17 protein-coding genes and 1 pseudogene are annotated in these 16,642 nt (G+C 44.1%); 5 read left to right on the forward strand and 13 right to left on the reverse strand.

Annotated features, from left to right (window positions below):
- Positions 1 to 9: 9 nt before the first annotated feature.
- The 8 genes from M3M37_RS03230 to M3M37_RS03265 form a co-directional block, all read right to left on the reverse strand.
- Positions 10 to 465: a hypothetical protein gene (locus M3M37_RS03230; RefSeq protein WP_252795708.1), complete on the reverse strand. Its 456-nt coding sequence runs from the start codon at positions 463 to 465 to the stop codon at positions 10 to 12.
- Positions 449 to 754: a competence type IV pilus major pilin ComGC gene (gene comGC, locus M3M37_RS03235; RefSeq protein WP_252795709.1), complete on the reverse strand. Its 306-nt coding sequence runs from the start codon at positions 752 to 754 to the stop codon at positions 449 to 451. The genes M3M37_RS03230 and comGC overlap by 17 nt, the downstream gene beginning before the upstream one ends.
- Complete coding sequence (locus M3M37_RS03240) at positions 754 to 1,644, reverse strand: type II secretion system F family protein (protein ID WP_252795710.1); 891 nt, start codon at positions 1,642 to 1,644, stop codon at positions 754 to 756. Before M3M37_RS03240 ends, comGC begins: the two co-directional genes overlap by 1 nt.
- A 97-nt stretch (positions 1,645 to 1,741) precedes the next feature.
- A complete protein-coding gene (gene comGA, locus M3M37_RS03245; protein WP_252795711.1) occupies positions 1,742 to 2,701 on the reverse strand; it encodes a competence type IV pilus ATPase ComGA in 960 nt (319 codons plus the stop codon).
- A gap of 85 nt (positions 2,702 to 2,786) precedes the next feature.
- The gene (locus M3M37_RS03250; RefSeq protein WP_252795713.1) at positions 2,787 to 3,524 is read right to left on the reverse strand and encodes a YebC/PmpR family DNA-binding transcriptional regulator; all 738 of its coding nucleotides are present in this window, start codon (positions 3,522 to 3,524) and stop codon (positions 2,787 to 2,789) included.
- A gap of 78 nt (positions 3,525 to 3,602) precedes the next feature.
- On the reverse strand, positions 3,603 to 4,553 hold the full coding sequence (gene ccpA, locus M3M37_RS03255; RefSeq protein WP_252795909.1) for a catabolite control protein A: 951 nt from the start codon (positions 4,551 to 4,553) through the stop codon (positions 3,603 to 3,605).
- 167 nt (positions 4,554 to 4,720) lie between these two features.
- Positions 4,721 to 5,176, reverse strand: a complete 456-nt coding sequence (locus tag M3M37_RS03260; protein WP_252795715.1) for a hypothetical protein — start codon at positions 5,174 to 5,176, stop codon at positions 4,721 to 4,723.
- A 21-nt stretch (positions 5,177 to 5,197) separates the two neighbouring features.
- On the reverse strand, positions 5,198 to 5,611 hold the full coding sequence (locus M3M37_RS03265) for a DUF948 domain-containing protein (protein WP_252795716.1): 414 nt from the start codon (positions 5,609 to 5,611) through the stop codon (positions 5,198 to 5,200).
- A gap of 155 nt (positions 5,612 to 5,766) precedes the next feature.
- Between M3M37_RS03265 and M3M37_RS03270 the strand changes: the two genes are divergently transcribed.
- Entirely contained in the window at positions 5,767 to 6,744 is a 978-nt protein-coding gene (locus tag M3M37_RS03270) for a mechanosensitive ion channel family protein (protein WP_252795718.1), read from the forward strand.
- 37 nt (positions 6,745 to 6,781) lie between these two features.
- Here the strand turns inward: M3M37_RS03270 and M3M37_RS03275 are convergent, their stop codons facing one another.
- On the reverse strand, positions 6,782 to 7,375 hold the full coding sequence (locus tag M3M37_RS03275) for an XTP/dITP diphosphatase (protein ID WP_252795720.1): 594 nt from the start codon (positions 7,373 to 7,375) through the stop codon (positions 6,782 to 6,784).
- On the reverse strand, positions 7,365 to 8,180 hold the full coding sequence (murI, locus tag M3M37_RS03280) for a glutamate racemase (protein ID WP_252795722.1): 816 nt from the start codon (positions 8,178 to 8,180) through the stop codon (positions 7,365 to 7,367). The genes M3M37_RS03275 and murI overlap by 11 nt, the downstream gene beginning before the upstream one ends.
- Positions 8,181 to 8,294: 114 nt before the next feature.
- Here murI and M3M37_RS03285 point away from each other — a divergent pair, with 114 nt between their 5' ends.
- A complete protein-coding gene (locus tag M3M37_RS03285) occupies positions 8,295 to 8,792 on the forward strand; it encodes a DUF2507 domain-containing protein (RefSeq protein ID WP_252795723.1) in 498 nt (165 codons plus the stop codon).
- Between the two features lie 28 nt (positions 8,793 to 8,820).
- Here M3M37_RS03285 and M3M37_RS03290 read toward each other — a convergent pair whose 3' ends face one another.
- Positions 8,821 to 10,431: an ArnT family glycosyltransferase gene (locus M3M37_RS03290; protein WP_252795724.1), complete on the reverse strand. Its 1,611-nt coding sequence runs from the start codon at positions 10,429 to 10,431 to the stop codon at positions 8,821 to 8,823.
- A 92-nt stretch (positions 10,432 to 10,523) separates the two neighbouring features.
- Here M3M37_RS03290 and M3M37_RS03295 point away from each other — a divergent pair, with 92 nt between their 5' ends.
- The 3 genes from M3M37_RS03295 to M3M37_RS03305 all read left to right on the forward strand — a co-directional run bounded on the left by M3M37_RS03295 (position 10,524) and on the right by M3M37_RS03305 (position 13,855).
- Positions 10,524 to 11,696, forward strand: coding sequence for an MFS transporter (locus M3M37_RS03295; RefSeq protein WP_252795725.1), 1,173 nt, complete (start codon positions 10,524 to 10,526; stop codon positions 11,694 to 11,696).
- Between the two features lie 390 nt (positions 11,697 to 12,086).
- Positions 12,087 to 13,550, forward strand: a complete 1,464-nt coding sequence (locus M3M37_RS03300) for an APC family permease (protein ID WP_252795726.1) — start codon at positions 12,087 to 12,089, stop codon at positions 13,548 to 13,550.
- 89 nt (positions 13,551 to 13,639) lie between these two features.
- Entirely contained in the window at positions 13,640 to 13,855 is a 216-nt protein-coding gene (locus M3M37_RS03305; RefSeq protein ID WP_252795727.1) for a hypothetical protein, read from the forward strand.
- 35 nt (positions 13,856 to 13,890) lie between these two features.
- On the opposite strand, the gene trxA is transcribed toward M3M37_RS03305, so the two are convergent.
- The gene (gene trxA, locus M3M37_RS03310) at positions 13,891 to 14,202 is read right to left on the reverse strand and encodes a thioredoxin (protein WP_252795728.1); all 312 of its coding nucleotides are present in this window, start codon (positions 14,200 to 14,202) and stop codon (positions 13,891 to 13,893) included.
- A gap of 72 nt (positions 14,203 to 14,274) precedes the next feature.
- Positions 14,275 to 16,630: pseudogene (locus M3M37_RS03315) on the reverse strand (endonuclease MutS2).
- Between the last annotated feature and the right edge of the window lie 12 nt (positions 16,631 to 16,642).

Raw genomic sequence — 16,642 nt, forward strand, 5'->3', positions numbered from 1 at the left:
GTGATTCCCTTACGAATTCGTTTTATGTTTTTCGTTGACATAACTCCCCCATCCTAACTGAAATTTCTGCCAGATTTCGATGTGACTAGCACTAGATAACCACCGGAGTGTTTGGGGCTTTACGTACCCTTGATCGGTAATCTTAACCTCATACCACCGAACCGGACTTAATCCCGCCGGTAAACTAACTCGTTTTTTAAACTGGTTACCGTGATTGTAACTGCGAAAAACAACCTGATCGTGCGGTAAAAAGGTTACCGTCGCTGGAGTTTGGTTCTGCCGAGCTAATACTAACGTCCGATTCCAAGTATTAGCAAAATCATGCCAAAAGGCCGCTTCGGTCACGTTTGCCTCGTTAAACCAGCGCACGCCGACACTTAAAGTAACCAACGTCAACGTAGTTAATCCCAACACGATTAAACTCTCTAACAACGTAAATCCCTGCCGTTTACTTTTGATATGCATGATTACCCTCGATTGCAATGTTTTCTGCCTGGGCTTGTTGCACCTGTTTATCAGTTAAATAGTGATGTTCAATTAGTTTTGGAAAAGTCACATTGCCATCGCCTAATTCATCGCTATACGAGTCAATTTGCGTCTGGACCATGGAAGTCATGGCAGACCCGTGTACCGAACGAGCGTGTTTCTTCTGACTACCTAAGTTTGGAATAATAATCAGAATTAACAACGAAATGATAAAAAGCACGATCGTCATTTCAATCAACGTGAAACCATTACGTAATTTAGTTAGCATTAATAAATTCCTTTCATGGCTTGATACATTGGCAGCAGCATTTGTAAATAGGTCAAAAAAATTAAAGCACCAATTGCTAAAAACGACAGCGGTTGAATCAACTTAATGAGCGCATCCGAACTTTGCATTAAACGCCTGAAATACAGTTCACTGAGGGCCAGTAAATTTTGGCTTACCCGCTCCTGTTCACTTCCATTTTCTAAAAAAGCCATCATTTCCGGCGCAATAAACTGATAATACTGAAATCCAGCCAGCAATCCAGATCCCCTTTGAATTGATTGTTCTGCCTGCCGCCCCATTTCCCAGAGGAGACTGTGTGGCGCAAATTGTTGGAACACACCAATGATTTGCTGCAAGTCAAGACCATTCTTAAACATCAATGCTAAATTATTAGCCACGTAATAAGCATAGTAATTCCGAAACAATCGCCCTACCACTGGTAGTTTAACTAGTAACTGGGCTCGTTTGTCCCCCGGCCTGTGTTTCAATTCCAGCGTTAGAAATCCAATTGTTCCAATCACTAATCCTCCTCCGAGCCACCAAATCGCTCGTGAGTGTGCGGGAGGGGAATCCGTGGGCAGTAAACTAGCAGTTTGAGGCATAATCACTAGCTTAATCAGTAAAACCATCGCAACTAATAAACTCACTAATACCAAGGGATACACCACGATGGCTTTAATTTTTTGTCGTTGGCGCATATTTAATTGAATAAATCGACTAATATCGAACATACCGCTAATTACGTCTCCATGTTCATCCGCAATGCGTAACTGCTGATACAAATCGGGCGCCAGGAAGAATTGCATTGCTGCAGACAGACTTTTACCTTGGTTGAGTTGCTGACGAATGATTCTAATCAGTGCGACATTTGCCGGTGCAATGGTTTCCATAAATTCCAAACTCTCAACAAGAGAAAAACCGTTCCTAATTAATTCCGATAAAGAAGCAAATAATTCCGCTTGCTTTTTCAAGGGAACGGTTTGCTTTTTACCCATTGGCAAATTTTTGAAAACATTCATCTGTAATCAACCCCTCCTCTTTCGTTCGTTGTAACTCTACCTGCCAACTCCGTCCCTTTGCTTGTGTTTGCAAACCGCCTTGCCAAGCTACTAGTGCCTTGGTTCCCGTTTGCGTACTCGGAAGTAACCGCTGGTATACTGTAGCAGTCAAGGCTGCTTGACACTGAGCTTTGGTAACGTTTAAATCCAACAGGCGAGCTTCAATCCCAGCCAAGTTTTTAGCATGAATGGTACTTAAGACCAGATGCCCAGATAGTGAAGCTCGAATCGCAATTTGGGCCGTTTCCTGATCTCTGATTTCCCCAATGATAAATACATCTGGTCGTTGTCGTAAGCCCACCTTTAAGAGATTGGAATAAGTCATCCCCGCTTGTTCGTTGACCTCTAACTGTAAGAAACGATCTTCAAAAATCTCTACTGGATCCTCAATTGCCATAATCATTTCGGTAGCTGGGAGCGACCGAGCCAACTCGTAGATGGTCGTAGTCTTACCAGATCCAGTGGGGCCTGCAAACAACAGTAATCCACGGTGGTGGGTTAGCTGTCGTAGTTGGGACAGAATTTGGGGATTAAAAAATTGACAATGTTGATCATCACCATCGTAGATAATCCGGAGCACTAATGCTTCATGCTGATTGAAACTACCTACAGTGGCTAACCGAATTCGGAAAAAACGGTCCCGCCAGTGAAAATGCAACGCCCCTAGCTGGGGACGCCGTTTTTCCGTGATTGACATCCCACCTCGATATTTACAATAAGTTAAGACGCGTTGTGCAATTTCTTTATCTAACTCTGAAAGTTGAATTACTCCTGTGACCGTATGCATTTTAACCTCATAATTGGTACTTTTGGGTAAAAAGTACACGTCGGAAGCTCGCTTTTCAATGGCTAAGGTTAGTATTTCCTGAAATAGTTGCTTAATTTCCATGCTTATTCACATCCTTTGTCTGTAAATACGCAAAAAAAGTCGCAATCTTCACAAAGATTGCGACTTTTGAGTAAATATTTAAATGTTATTCGACGTCTTCTGGCAAAACAGCTGCTTCATAAACGTCTTGAACGTCGTCATTATCAGACAGTTCATCAATTAAGCCAGTGTATTGACTGACCTTATCTTCTGGAACTTCTGTTGTAGTCTGTGGGAACAGCCGAACTTCGGAGTTATCCAGTTGATAACCAGCGTCTTGAAGAGCATCACGAACGGCTGCCATACTACTTGGTTCAGTGAAAATTTGGTATTCATCTACTGTCGCCTTCATATCGTCGGCACCAGCATCTAGTGCTGCCATTAACATAGAATCTTCGTCATCATCAGTTTGGTCACGTAAAACAACAATGTAACCCTTCCGATCAAACATGTAAGAAACCGAACCATTGGTACCAAGGGAACCACCGTGGTGAGTAAAGGCAGACCGAATTGCAGCAGCGGTCCGATTTTTGTTATCAGTCAAAGTAGAAACCATTACGGCAGTTCCACCAGGCCCGTAACCTTCGTAAGTTACTTCTTCGAACTTAGCTCCGCCAACTCCAGACGCTTTATCCAAAGCACGTTGAACGTTGTCCTTTGGCATGTTAGCTGCCCGTGCTTTTTCCAATTCTAACCGTAATTGGGGGTTCCCGTCTGGATCAACTCCACCTGCTTTAGCGGCTTGATATAAGTTTCTTGAGATTTTTTGGAAAATTTTTCCTCGCTTAGCATCTTGAGCGTTTTTACGGCCCTGAATGTTATGCCATTTTGAATGTCCTGACATTTCTAAAGCACTCCTTCCGTAATTCGAAATTCGAAATTAACATTTTCAATTATAGCAACAACCGTTGCTATAATCAACCTACGCACCTTTGGTTGAGCCGCGCTGTTTCATTCCAAATGGTAGTAAAACTTGTCTTTGCTCAATTTCATCATTATCCATTAGCTTGGTCAACAATCGCATTGCGACCGCTCCCACGTCATACAGCGGTTGTGTAATCGTGGACAAGGTCGGGCGGGTCATTTCCGTGATTTTAGTGTTATCACTGGTGGCCACTTCAAACTGTTCGGGAACCTGAACGCCACGATCATTCATCCCATTCATAATTCCAGCGGCTGCATCGTCATTACTAACCATTGCAGCCGTAGCTTGGTGGGCTAACAATTGATCACAAAGTTCATAACCATCGTCGTAATTAGCAGCTTCAAATAAAAGCTGATCGTCGAATGGAACCTGGTGGGACTGTAAGGCAGCTTGATACCCTGGAAGCCGGAAATCCTGGTTAATGGCGCGGTTTAATCTTCCAGCCACAAAGGCCACTCGTTGATTGCCAGTGTTCAACAACTGATCAACCTGGCTAGAAACGGCTTGGCGGTAATCAATGTTAACGTTGGGGAAATCATTTTGGGGATCAACTGAACCAGCCAAAACGACTGGGATTCGTTCCGCCTTAAATTCATCACGAACGGCCGGACTAAGCTCATTGCCCATAAAAATAATCCCATCAACTTGTTTGGAGTATAACGTGTTTAGAGCTTTAACCTCTTTTTGCTCGTCCCCATCAGAATTAGTCAGAATGATGTTATATTGGTACATTTCGGCGATATCATCAATACCCCGCGCCAACGCTGCAAAATAAGAATTAGTTACGTTGGGAATAATCACTCCCACCGTGGTGGTCTTTTTGCTAGCTAGTCCCCGGGCAACGTCATTCGGACGATAGTTTAACCGCTTTACTACCTCCATAACTTTTTTTTCTGTAGCTGGTTTAACGTTGTGATTATGATTAACGACTCGAGAAACAGTTGCCATGGAAACCTGGGCCTCCCGGGCTACATCATAAATCGTTACCGTTTGCTTTTTTTTCAAGGCGCTCCCTCTTTTCTAAAATGCATGTATCTCCCTTTAGAATACCAAAGAAACCGTTTTCATTCAAGAAATTTGCCAACAAAAAAAGCCCTCATCGGACTTTTTTTTGTTTATTTTTGGTGATCAGCATGAGGTGGAACGACCGGATCGTCTCCATCATTCTTAGGAGAAAACGCATCGTCCATATCAACCGTAATGTCGTCTGATTCGTCGCCCTTTTCTTCCTCGGCCAATTGGTCTTTCGGAACTGGCGTCGTGTTTAAGTAGTCTTGTAATTGACTGAGATCATCCTTCAAATCATTCAACTTCGCGTTAACCTTGGTTGAGGTATCAGATAAAGAATCTTTGTAATCCGTCACCTTATCGTTTACCATTTCACGGGCATCTGCTAATGCATCAGCAGCGTAAAAAGCGTAATCAACGGCCCGATCTTTAGCATCTTCCGCAGATTCGAGAATCCGCTTCCGGATTTCTGCTTCTTTTTCAGCATCTAACGTCCGAAAGGCTAAGTATGCAGCTGCTCCACCTAAGACGCTTCCTAACAATAAACCTTTTTTCATATCCATTGTGATTTCTCCTAAATTTAATTAATTACCACTTTGTTTGACTGATTTAGTCGCTTTCTTATCCTTGCGTTTGGCAAAGTACTTAGAAATTCGGTTCGCAGCAATTCCAAAAACAGAAGTCTTCGTAAATAATTCCACCCGGTTCTTAATGTTTTCAATGGTAGCTCGAGTTCCATTATTAACGTCTGAAACAGTCGTTCCCAGGTCAGCAGCTGCCTGGAATACTGGTTCAACTTGGTTCAACTTCGCGTTAACCGTAGTCAATAATTCATCCGTTTGGCGGCTGAGTTGATCAATGTTTCCAGTCACTTTTTCTAAGTTTTCCGAAACACCATCCAAAACCTTGACCACGCGAACTAAGGTAACGCATAAAAAGATTACTAACAGCAAAAATGCTAAAGCAGCAATTAAAGCTGCAATTCCTCCAATTGTCATAACTTACCTCCTAGATGGTTTCTAACAGGTTAAGAATAGCATTAATCATAATTTAAAACAATCTTAAACCAATCTTACGTACAATCTCACTTTAATTTAGGGGGAAACTTTTGCTAAAATGGGAGAATAAATCACTTTAAAAAAGGAGACTGATTATGCAACTAGCCACTCTGCTCAGTCAAACATCCGCTAATTTAATCCAGTACACTAACAATACCTTCATTAACCGGTATTTAAATAGTTTTAATTGGAATCAAATTCTGACTGATTTGACTTCTAAGCTTGTCACCATTGTGTTCCTCTCAGTGCTATTTTTAATCATTGCAAAGGTGGGAAAAAGCATTATTTACCACGTTTTTCACCACCGCGACGTCAAACAGCAGAAAAAAGCGACCAATTTGGCGACCGATCCCGGGCGAAAACGCAACAAAACCATCTACAGTCTCTTGGAAAATGCCTACAACTACATTATCTTGTTCTTTTGGTTGTACTCCATCCTGTCCGTAATGGGAATTCCGGTGGGTACCCTGATTGCCGGAGCGGGAATCTTTAGTTTAGCAATTGGACTTGGAGCCCAAGGATTTGTTAGTGATATCGTTAGTGGTTTCTTTATTCTCTCTGAAAGACAAATTGAGGTCGGAGAACACGTTAAAATTAACGGAATCGACGGATTCGTAGCGGCAGTCGGTTTACGGACAACCCAGGTCCGCAGTGGAACTGGAACCCTGAACTTTATTCCCAACCGGAACATTTCGATCATTTCCAATCTTTCTCGTGGTGATTTAACTAGTTTAGTCGATATTAGGATTACCCCCGATGCTCCCATCAAAAAGATTGAATCAATCATGAAAGAAGTGAATCAAGAAAAGGCGGGTCAAGACAAGGCTGTCATTGGTGAACCACTAATCTTTGGAACCGTCTACCTCTCCGATGGTTCATTAGCAATTGAGTCCTGCATTACTTGTAAGAGTGGTACAGAGGATGACGTGCAGGCTGATTACCTCCAGGCTTATCTAACGGCCATCCAAACTGCCGGAATTGAACTACCTTTATCTCCGCAAACAGTTCAACCACCGAAAAAACCAACTACTCCCGCTAGCACACCGGCAGCAACCCCCTTTAAAACTAAATAAAAAAACAACCTACTTTTTGAAAAAGTAGGTTGTTTTTTTACCACCAGTCGTTCAAAACTTGTTGTAACTTCTCTAAAGCTCGACCCCGGTGACTAACTTGATTCTTTTCATCATCGGTTAATTCCGCTAATGTTTTTTGCAGCGTGGGCACGTAAAATAACGGATCGTAACCAAAACCATTCTCACCGCGAGGTTCCGTCAGGATTTCTCCAGATACAATCCCCGTCACGTGCAGTTTTTCTCCGGTCGGTTTCATGACCACGAGGGACGTGTGAAAATAGGCATTCCGATCATCTGAATGTTGCAATCGTTTCAACAACTTCTGGTTATTGGCTTCATCATCATGATCTCCTGCATATCGAGCCGAATAAATCCCCGGTTCTCCATTAATAGCTGGAACCACTAACCCCGAATCGTCGGCCAATACGGGAACTTGTAAAGCCTGAGCCACCGTTTGCGCCTTAATCGTTGCGTTTTCTTCAAAGGTTTTCCCGTTCTCATCAATCGCCGGAATATTATCAAAATCAGCAATCGATTTAATCGTAAAACCCAGAGGTTCCAGCATCTCCTTAAATTCTCGAATCTTGTTTGGATTACTTGATGCAATTACAATTTCTGGTTTAGTTGTCATAACTTGAAAGTTGGCTTGGCGTGACCAACTGTACGTCCACCTTTCGATTGAGCCATTGTGATCCCACTTGCTGAAACCGTTCGGGATCACTTGAAGTATAAAAATCATGAAACGGATGCTGGTCTTGAGCTAGTAACTGCCGTTGTTCTAAAACTTGATGAGCTTCAGCAATCGTTTCTGCTCCAGGATCAACGAGGGTAACTGTAGGTCCCATTACGGATTGAATCAATTCTCTAATAATGGGAAAATGCGTACAGCCTAAAACGAGCGTGTCAATTCCACTGCCCTGCAAGGGCGCTAAGCCGTCGATTACCATCTGTTGCACTCGTTCACTGTGGTAATCCCCTTGTTCTACCAACGGAATAAAGGTCGGACAGGCTAGCTCAACCACTTCCGCTTGGGAAGAAAGTCGGTGGATGGCACGTTGATAGGCATGACTGTTAACCGTCGCCCGGGTTGCGATTATCCCAATCTTATGATTGGTTGTAGCTTGAATCGCCGCTCGACTACCGCCTTCCACAACTCCAAGCACTGGAATCGGTAATTCAGCCTGTAAGGTAGGTAGTGCTAAAGCTGACGCAGTGTTACAAGCAATAATCATCAGCTTTGCTTGTTTTTTTACAAAAAAGCGTCCAATCTGTAAAGAATAATCAATTACTTGTTGGGGTTGCTTTTCACCATACGGTAAATGCGCTTCGTCCCCAAAAAACAGGGTATTTTCCGCAGGTAACTGGGCAAACGCTGGTTTTAAAATCGTGAGCCCACCAACGCCAGAATCCATAAAAGCCAGTGGCGCTTCGTTCATTTTCATCTCCCCTTTCGTTAAATTCATTATACTATAAAAATAAATGATTCTTTTTTCAATCGGTCGTTATGATAGAATGAAGAGCAAAGTCTTTTGATTGGAGCAATTAACAATATGAGTAAACAAAACCCAAGCGATTTTAATAAGTACCAAGCTTTAGTCCCCGATTTAACTGACTGGAATAATTTTATCCTTCGCGATGAACTACTACCAGATCTGTTAAATGATGATTTAAGTGACATTTTATACTGGGCCGGGAAAAATTTAGCCATTAAATTTCCGGTTACTAATTCTGATTTACCGGCTTTTTTTGCTGCTAACCACTGGGGAACCCTAAATAAACAAAAGGAATCGAGTCAAAAAGTGGTTTGGCAATTAACCGGACAACCAATTAATAACCGGTTAAAGATGAATAAGGACTGCGAATTTATGTTAGAAACCGGATTTCTAGCCCAAACGCAGGAACAAAACAGTGGCAGTCTATCGGAAGCCGAATCCAAAAAGAAACTGACCGGCGGCATTGAAATTACCGTGGTTACCGATCCTAATCAACCAGCTCCTGAACAAATTGCGAACCCCACAGTTGTATTTCCACAATCAGATCCTAAATAATCACAAAGAGGCTTTAACCACCTCTTTTTTATTTGCTTCTAAATAACCAGTACTGCGTTGGGTTTCCCTGGGACAGTTGGGAATGAGTTGCTACCAACCGATAATTTCGTTGGATCACGCGTACTCCCTGGCGTCCCTGCCGGGTTTGCAAACTCTTACCTCGTTCCCAGTTATTAGTGGGTGGCGTCGCAATTACCACCCATTCAACCTGTTTTCGTTTCATCGCGTTAATCCCCGTCGCTAACATCGCCGGAAGTTTTGTTTCGGGAATGTTATTTTTTTCAAAAAAGTAAACGGTTGGATATGCCCCAGCGGTTAGATAAAAGCCATTTTCCAAGAAATCAAACGTCAACAAGGTCGGTCGGCCCTGACTTTGTTGACGCATAATTTTGCCAAATTGCAGCTGAGCCGGTTCTTGACGTTGGGCAGTGGGATGGAGTGTGACCGAAGGATTATTGGGAACCAACCGCGAGGACCACGGATTTTGGTTCAATAACATTAGCGAACCTCCCAGGACAATTAAAAAGAGCACATCATTACGCACCGGATGCTGGTTCCACCGCCACTTAGTGACTGATGACAACAACGTCTTTAAGCCTACAAGTACCAACAACGCACAGAACAATAGATCTGGAAAATAGGCCAAATCGTAGTACGGACCAAACTGACCCCCATAGAGCGCAAACAGCGCATTGCTCAACATCATCACAATTAATAACCATTTGGTGGGGTGACGTATGATAGTTCGTTGCCAAATTAAAAAGCCCAACCCCAAAACGACTATGATCCCTAGAATCGGTTGTTCTAAAGTTAGAAAATGAGCTAACTCTAAACCAGAATGCCCCAACTTTTGCAAAGGGGTCCCCCGGTTTTTACTGTAGAGGGTTAGGTTATCAATAAAATAAACGCGGATGAAAGCCGGTAGCGCTCGCTGCCAGGCAAAATAAAGCAACCAGGGAATCGTACTCAAACTAAATCCCAGTCCAGCCCAACCAATCATCCGGCCGAACTCACGCCAATTTTTTTGCAGGATTAACCAGATAGCTAACCCACCAAAAAAAGCAATCCAAGTCCCTAAGAGACTGTACTTTGCCAAAAAGATCACTCCGACCAGGAATCCCTGGAAAATCCATTGCCATTTCGGTAACTCGGGCAATCCCTGATCAAATTGGCAGACCACCAATAATGCGCTGAGAATGGCTGGGTAAACCCAGAATTCCACCGTTCCACCATAACTATAGTAGGGCTCCATCAGCACCAGGATTACGGAAGCTAATGCTAATAAGACGGCGTTTCGTTGCTTAAACCATAAACTATCCAATTTCCACGTCACTAGCGTAATTAGCCACAGACCAATTATCTCAAAGAGGGCCGCTCCCCAGAAGGTGGTAAAAGAAATTTTACTAGCTAATCCGTACAGCAAATACACGTAGGGACCCTTTTGTTCAAAGACGTCCCGGTAGGTCACCATTCCGTGCATTAATGCCTTGCCCACCGTTAGATAGTTATTATTATCGCCAGTATAGTTAAAGTCATACAGCGGTGAACTGTACGAAAAAATTCCGATTAAAAGCGCACTCCACCCTAGTAACAGCAACATAATTAGGAGAGAAGGTCGCTTCACTTTTATTTTTGCCATTATTTTTCCCCATTTACTTTAAACATCTTTAAACATTATACATTTTTTTGGTAAGCTGAGGAGACGACTAAAAAGCAACAGGAGGTCTATCAATGAAAGAATTTAAGGTTCAAACCCTCATTTTAATTGCCATTGCCTTTATCCTAGGCATGAGCGAATTTATTATCATCGGGGTCTTAGGAAACATTGCGAAAACATTTCAAGTCAGTTTTGCTAGTGTTGGCTTTTTAACGACCATTTTTGCCCTCATCTATGCCATTTCGACCCCCATTTTATCGTTACTGATTGGGAAAAGTTCGCTGAAAAAGGTCATGAACGTGGTGCTCAGCTGCTTTATTCTGGGTAATTTACTGGCTGCCGTAGCGTCCAGTTTTACCATGTTGACGGTGGCACGTGTCATCACCGCCCTTGTGTCGGGAATTACCATTTCCATCACGATTACGTTTGCGACCCACATCGCCCCGCTATCCAAACGGGCCTGGATTGTGGCCTGGGTCTTTTCGGGCTTTAGCATTGCCTCCGTTTTCGGAGTTCCGGTGGGAACGTGGCTCAGCGGCCTATTTGGCTGGCGCCTGATCTTTTTAATCATTGCCGTGCTGGCTGGAATTGTTCTCGTGTTATTTGATTTTTCCTTGCCCGGTTCGTTACACCAACAACCCGTCAAACACTTTACGGAACAGTTTCAGATCTTCACTGATCATCGCATTCAACTAGGAATCTTAATTCCTGTCTTTAACCTCGGGGGTGTCTACGTGGTCTACACTTACGCGACCCCGATTCTAACCAATCACTTGGGTTACAGTTTAACTTTTGTTACATTTTTCCTGCTTTTGTACGGTGTTGCTTCCCTATTAAGTAATCAATATAGTGGAAATTTGGCTGCTCACAACGGCTTACCTCGTAGCATCAAATTTTACACCCTCCAATTAGTGGCTCTGCTAGCCACTTCTCTATTTTTTAACGTCGCCTGGGTGGTACTTGGTGCCATTTTAATCATGGGCTTTACCATCTATCTAGCTGGTTCCACCCTGCAGTTGTTCTACATGTCCATCGCGGAAACAGCTTATCCCCAGTCCTTAGTCCTGGCCTCTTCGTTTAATCCCATCTTTAGTAACGTGGGAATCGCGGTTGGTTCCGCCTGTGGTGGCTTAATTGTCGATCACCTGGGCATTCCCTCCCTTGGATTCGGAGGTGCCTTCTTAACGGCTTGCGGACTTCTAACCACCTGGTCCCTAACTCGTCGCCTCAAAAAACAATCAAAATGATGGTTGACAGCCATCTGGATTCAGCTTATACTTTTACAAAATCTTAAACAAAGGAGTTTTTCCAATGGCCGAGCTGTCTACCAGTGTAATTGCATTATTCATTTTAGTCGGATTAATTACACGACGTGTGGATAATGCAACCTGTTTCTAACCATTGGAAACTTGTTTAAGTCCACACAGATTCATCGAGAAACTGTGATGGACTTGCTTCATGCCTTTTAACCATCCAGTTTCTTCTAGATTCTGGGTGGTTTTTTTCATAAAAAGGAGGGACGAACTTCATTTAGCGCACCATCATTTCCAACCTGGGTTTTGAATGTTACCAATGGGACCTACCAAAACTAGTTGAATTCCTAATTCAAGATTCAACAAGCTTCAAAGGAGGAGCACATGAAAAATATCTTCAAAAAAATGAACGAAAAGGTTGATTTTCGTTTCTATGCCAATAAGGATCAGAAATTGGAAAAAACGTTAACCGTTAAAGACTTCTTGGCCCTTGGATTAGGAACAATTTTATCCACTTCCATCTTTACGTTACCCGGCGTGGTGGCCGCTAACTATACCGGTCCCGCCGTGGTAATTTCCTTTTTACTGGCTGCCGTCGTGGCCGGATTAGTAGCCATGAACTACGCTGAAATGGCCTCAGTTTTACCATTTGCCGGATCAGCCTACTCCTGGATTTCCGTTCTCTTCGGAAAGTTCTGGGGTTGGGTGGTCGGCTGGGCTTTACTGGCCGAATATCTGATTGCGGTAGCCTTCGTGGCCGCGGGACTATCGGCAAACGTGAAGGGGCTTATTTCCCCGCTCGGGTGGAAACTTCCCAACGCGATTGCTTACCCCTTGGGTACGAACGGTGGAGTCTTTGACTTGATTGCCGTATTAGTGGTTGCCTTAGTAACGTTTATTCTCCTTCGGGGTGACTCACAAACCACTAAAGTGGCCAATGTGCTAGTGGTCCTAAAACTGTTAGCCATCGTAACTTTCGTGGTAGTTGGTGCCACTGCCATCAAGGCGCAAAACTATGTTCCGTTCTTCCCGAAACCACACATGAACGCCGACGGAACCATGTTTGGAGGCTGGCAAGGAATCTACGCCGGAATCTCAACCATCTTCTTGTCCTACATTGGATTTGACTCGATTGCCGCTAACTCTGCTGAAGCCAAGAACCCGCAAAAAACGATGCCTCGCGGAATCATTGGTTCCCTAATCATTGGAACGATGTTTTTCGTTGCTGTTTCTTTGGTCTTAGTGGGAATGTTCAAGTACAGCATGTACGCTGGTAACGCTGAACCAGTTGGTTGGGCCTTACGACAGGAAGGGCACGTGATCATTGCTTCCGTCGTTCAAGCCGTAGCCGTCGTGGGAATGTTAGTGGCTCTGATTGGAATGATGATGGCTGGTTCTCGGTTAATTTACTCGTTTGGACGAGATAAAATGCTTCCAAAAGGGCTAGGTAAACTGAACAAGAAAAATATTCCGGCCAACGCCCTCTGGATTATCACGGCCGTAGGAATCGTCATGGGAGCTATTTTCCCGTTCACCTTCCTCGCTCAGTTAATCTCTGCCGGAACTTTGATTGCCTTCATGGCGGTTTCCTTAGCCATGTACCCTCTCAGAAAACGGGAAGGGAAAACTTTACCGAAGGCTGCTTACCGGCAACCATTCTTCCCCGTTCTGCCAATCTTAGGTTTCTTAGGCTCCTTAGCGGTGTTCATGGGTCTAGACATCCAAGCTAAGATTTACTCCGTAGTTTGGTTCTTAATCGGTGTAATCATCTACTTTGCCTATGGTTACCGGAACGCTGATTCTGAATTACCTGGCGAAAGTGACGAAGAAATCGAAGAAAATTTATAATCTAGTGAAAAAGGAGACGTTATTCGGCTCCTTTTTTCTTTTTCATAATATAATAAATGTGAAAGATTGATCGAGAAAGAAGTGATTCGATGAGTAAAAAAGAAATCGTGGCCGCGGGACTAGTCATCATCATGCTAATCTGTTTATTGTTGCAAGGGGTTAGTTACCTTATTAGGACGGGAAAATCACTCTCTCCCCAACAGGAGCGGTTTAATCACTTTTTAGACAACGTTTACTGCCTCTGCCTCTTTGGCATTGGCATCCTGGTGGTCATGATTGCCGTTATTCACGATCAAACTCCATAAAAAAAGGAAGCTCATGATTGAGCTTCCTTTTTTGCTTAGGCCGTGTAGTTCGCCAAAGTCTTTTGTAATTGAGCCTTTGGGTGGTAACCAACCACTTGGTCAACCACTTTACCGTCTTGAAGAATTAAAAGCGTTGGAATACTCATAATTCCAAATTGACCGGCAGTTTGTTGGTTATCATCAACGTTCATCTTGCAGAACTTGATGTCCGTTTCTTCGTTAGCTAATTCCTCAACGACTGGACCTTGCATCTTACAAGGGCCACACCAAGGAGCCCAAAAATCAACGACCACTGTTCCAGTTGCTGTTTCAGCAGCAAAATTAGCATCCGTAATTTCGTGTACCATGTTAATTTCCTCCTTTATTAACTTACTATCTGTAAGTATAACAACTTTACTCTAAATTACAATTATTTAAGCTTATTTGAATTTTACCACCGTTGAACCATCACCACCAGCATTTGCCGGTGAAAATCCAAAGGAAGCGACCTGTCGGTTTCGTTTGAGGTAGTTAGTGACTCCCGACCGTAACGCACCGGTCCCCTTTCCGTGGATGATGGTCACCGACGGATAACCGGACAGTAAAGCAGCATCAATGTAGCGGTCTAAGCGCTGCATTGCTTCTTCATAACGCACACCCCGTAAATCTAAAGTCGTAGATAAACCACTAGATTTGGTTCGCCGGACGCTAGCCTTCGCATTGCGCTGTGGTACTTCGGGTTTAACTTTTTCCAGGTCACTCTCAGCTACCTTCATTTTCAGAATCCCGAGTTCTACTTCCCAGTCATGATTCCCCACTTTTTTTAATAATACCCCACGTTGCCCGTAGGTTTTCACCAGAACGTCATCGCCCACGTGAAAGGCCTTGCGAGCTTTTTGACGCCGTAACACCCGATTATGTTGTAGTTCTGGGTGTTGCTCTAACGCATTCAGTTTCCCCTGGTCCGCAATTAACTCGTGTTCTTTAATGTTAGCGCCCTGCTTTTGCTTCCGATGTAAATCAGCAATCACCGCATTGGCTTCGCGTTTGGTCCGCGAAACAATTTGATTAGCATCCCGCTTGGCGGTATTCATTAGCTGATCACGTTGTTCCGTAAATTGGTTGAACTTTGTTTGCAGTTCAGCGTGTAAATCGGTTGCCTCTGCCAACTGCTGTTCCAAATTCCGGGCGCGCTCATCTGCCGCCTTCGTTTGCTTGGTCAGTTGACTAATCATGCGATTAATTTCCTGACTATCCTGGCTAGTCAACGACCGGGCCTCTGCAACTATATCAGCGGGTAAACCTAACCGAGCGGCAATGCTTAGGGCATTACTCTGGCCGGGAATCCCCATTAATAAGCGATAGGTTGGCTGCAAAGTGGCTTCGTCAAACTCCATCGAGGCGTTGATGGTTTCCGGACGATTATAACCGTACACCTTCAACTCTGGATAGTGAGTGGTAGCCAAAACTTCACTTTGTTTGGTACCAATCGCATCCAAAATGGAAATCGCTAGCGCGGCTCCTTCGTGTGGATCAGTTCCGGCTCCCAGTTCATCAATCAGCACTAGACTCTTCTTCGTGGTTTGCCGCAAAATCTGAATAATATTATCCATGTGGGAGGAGAACGTACTCAAGTTTTGCTCAATGGATTGTTCATCCCCAATGTCTGCAAAAATTTCGTCAAAAAGTCCCACTTGACTGCCTTCATTCGCGGAGACAAATAACCCTGACTGCGCCATCAGTTCCAATACCCCCAACGTTTTCATGGTAATGGTTTTCCCCCCGGTATTGGGTCCAGTAATGATAATTTGGCGGTAATTAAATCCCAAGGTTAAATCGTTGCCCACCACTTTGGCCTGGTCAATCAGTGGGTGCCGGGCCTGCTTCAATTCCACCTGATTGGTAGCGGATAAAGCTGGTTTCGTCGCCTTTAGCTGGGCCGCCGACCGAGCTTTCGCATTAATAAAGTCAAAATGACCTAGTTTTTCGGCATTTTGCCGTAAAGCCGCTTGTTCAGGGCGAAGTAAATCAGAAAGTTCCCGTAAGATCCGTTTAATCTCTTCGCGTTCGTTAATCTGTTCACTCCGTAAATCATTGTTTAACCCGACCACACTGGCCGGTTCGATGTAGAGAGTTTGTCCCGTTGCACTTTGATCATGGACAATGCCGCCAAATTTTTGTTTGGCTTCCGCCTTAACCGGAATTACGTAGCGATCGTCCCGGATGGTAATCACCGTCTCACTCAGGTCCTTCACCTTTTTACCGTGCATGTAGCTTTCCATCCGCCCCTTAATCGTTCCTTGCAACTGCAAAATCCGGCGCCGAATGGAGCGCAGCGTTGACGACGCCTCGTCCTTTAAAAAGCCGTTTTCGTCGACAGACCGGCGTAAGCGTTCACTAATTTCTGGAAGCACCGCAAAAGTCGTGGCTTCTTGATCCAATAAGTTGAGCTCCACATGGTCAGCAGCGAGATCAGCAAAAAAAACGCTGCACTCGTAAACTAGCTAAGAGCACCGCGTTAATGCGCGCCAATTCTTTCCCGTTTAAGTTGGCCCCCACCGCTAGCCGTTGCACGGCCGGCTTAATGTCCTTTATTTTCGGTAACGGGATCGTCCGATTCAAGCGGTGTAAATGAGCCCCATCGTCGGTTTCATCTAACCAGCGCTGAACAGTAGCTTGATCTGAACTAGGCAGGAGTTGTTGCAATTCGGTGCGCCCGGCTTCCGTTACTAGAAACGGTGCGATTTGGTCTTTAATTCGCTGATATTCTAATGTTTGTAAAATTTTATCGTTCATAGACTAACAACC

The sequence above is a fragment of the Fructilactobacillus carniphilus genome (assembly GCF_024029675.1).
In the GTDB taxonomy this organism is placed as follows: Bacteria; Bacillota; Bacilli; order Lactobacillales; family Lactobacillaceae; genus Fructilactobacillus; species Fructilactobacillus carniphilus.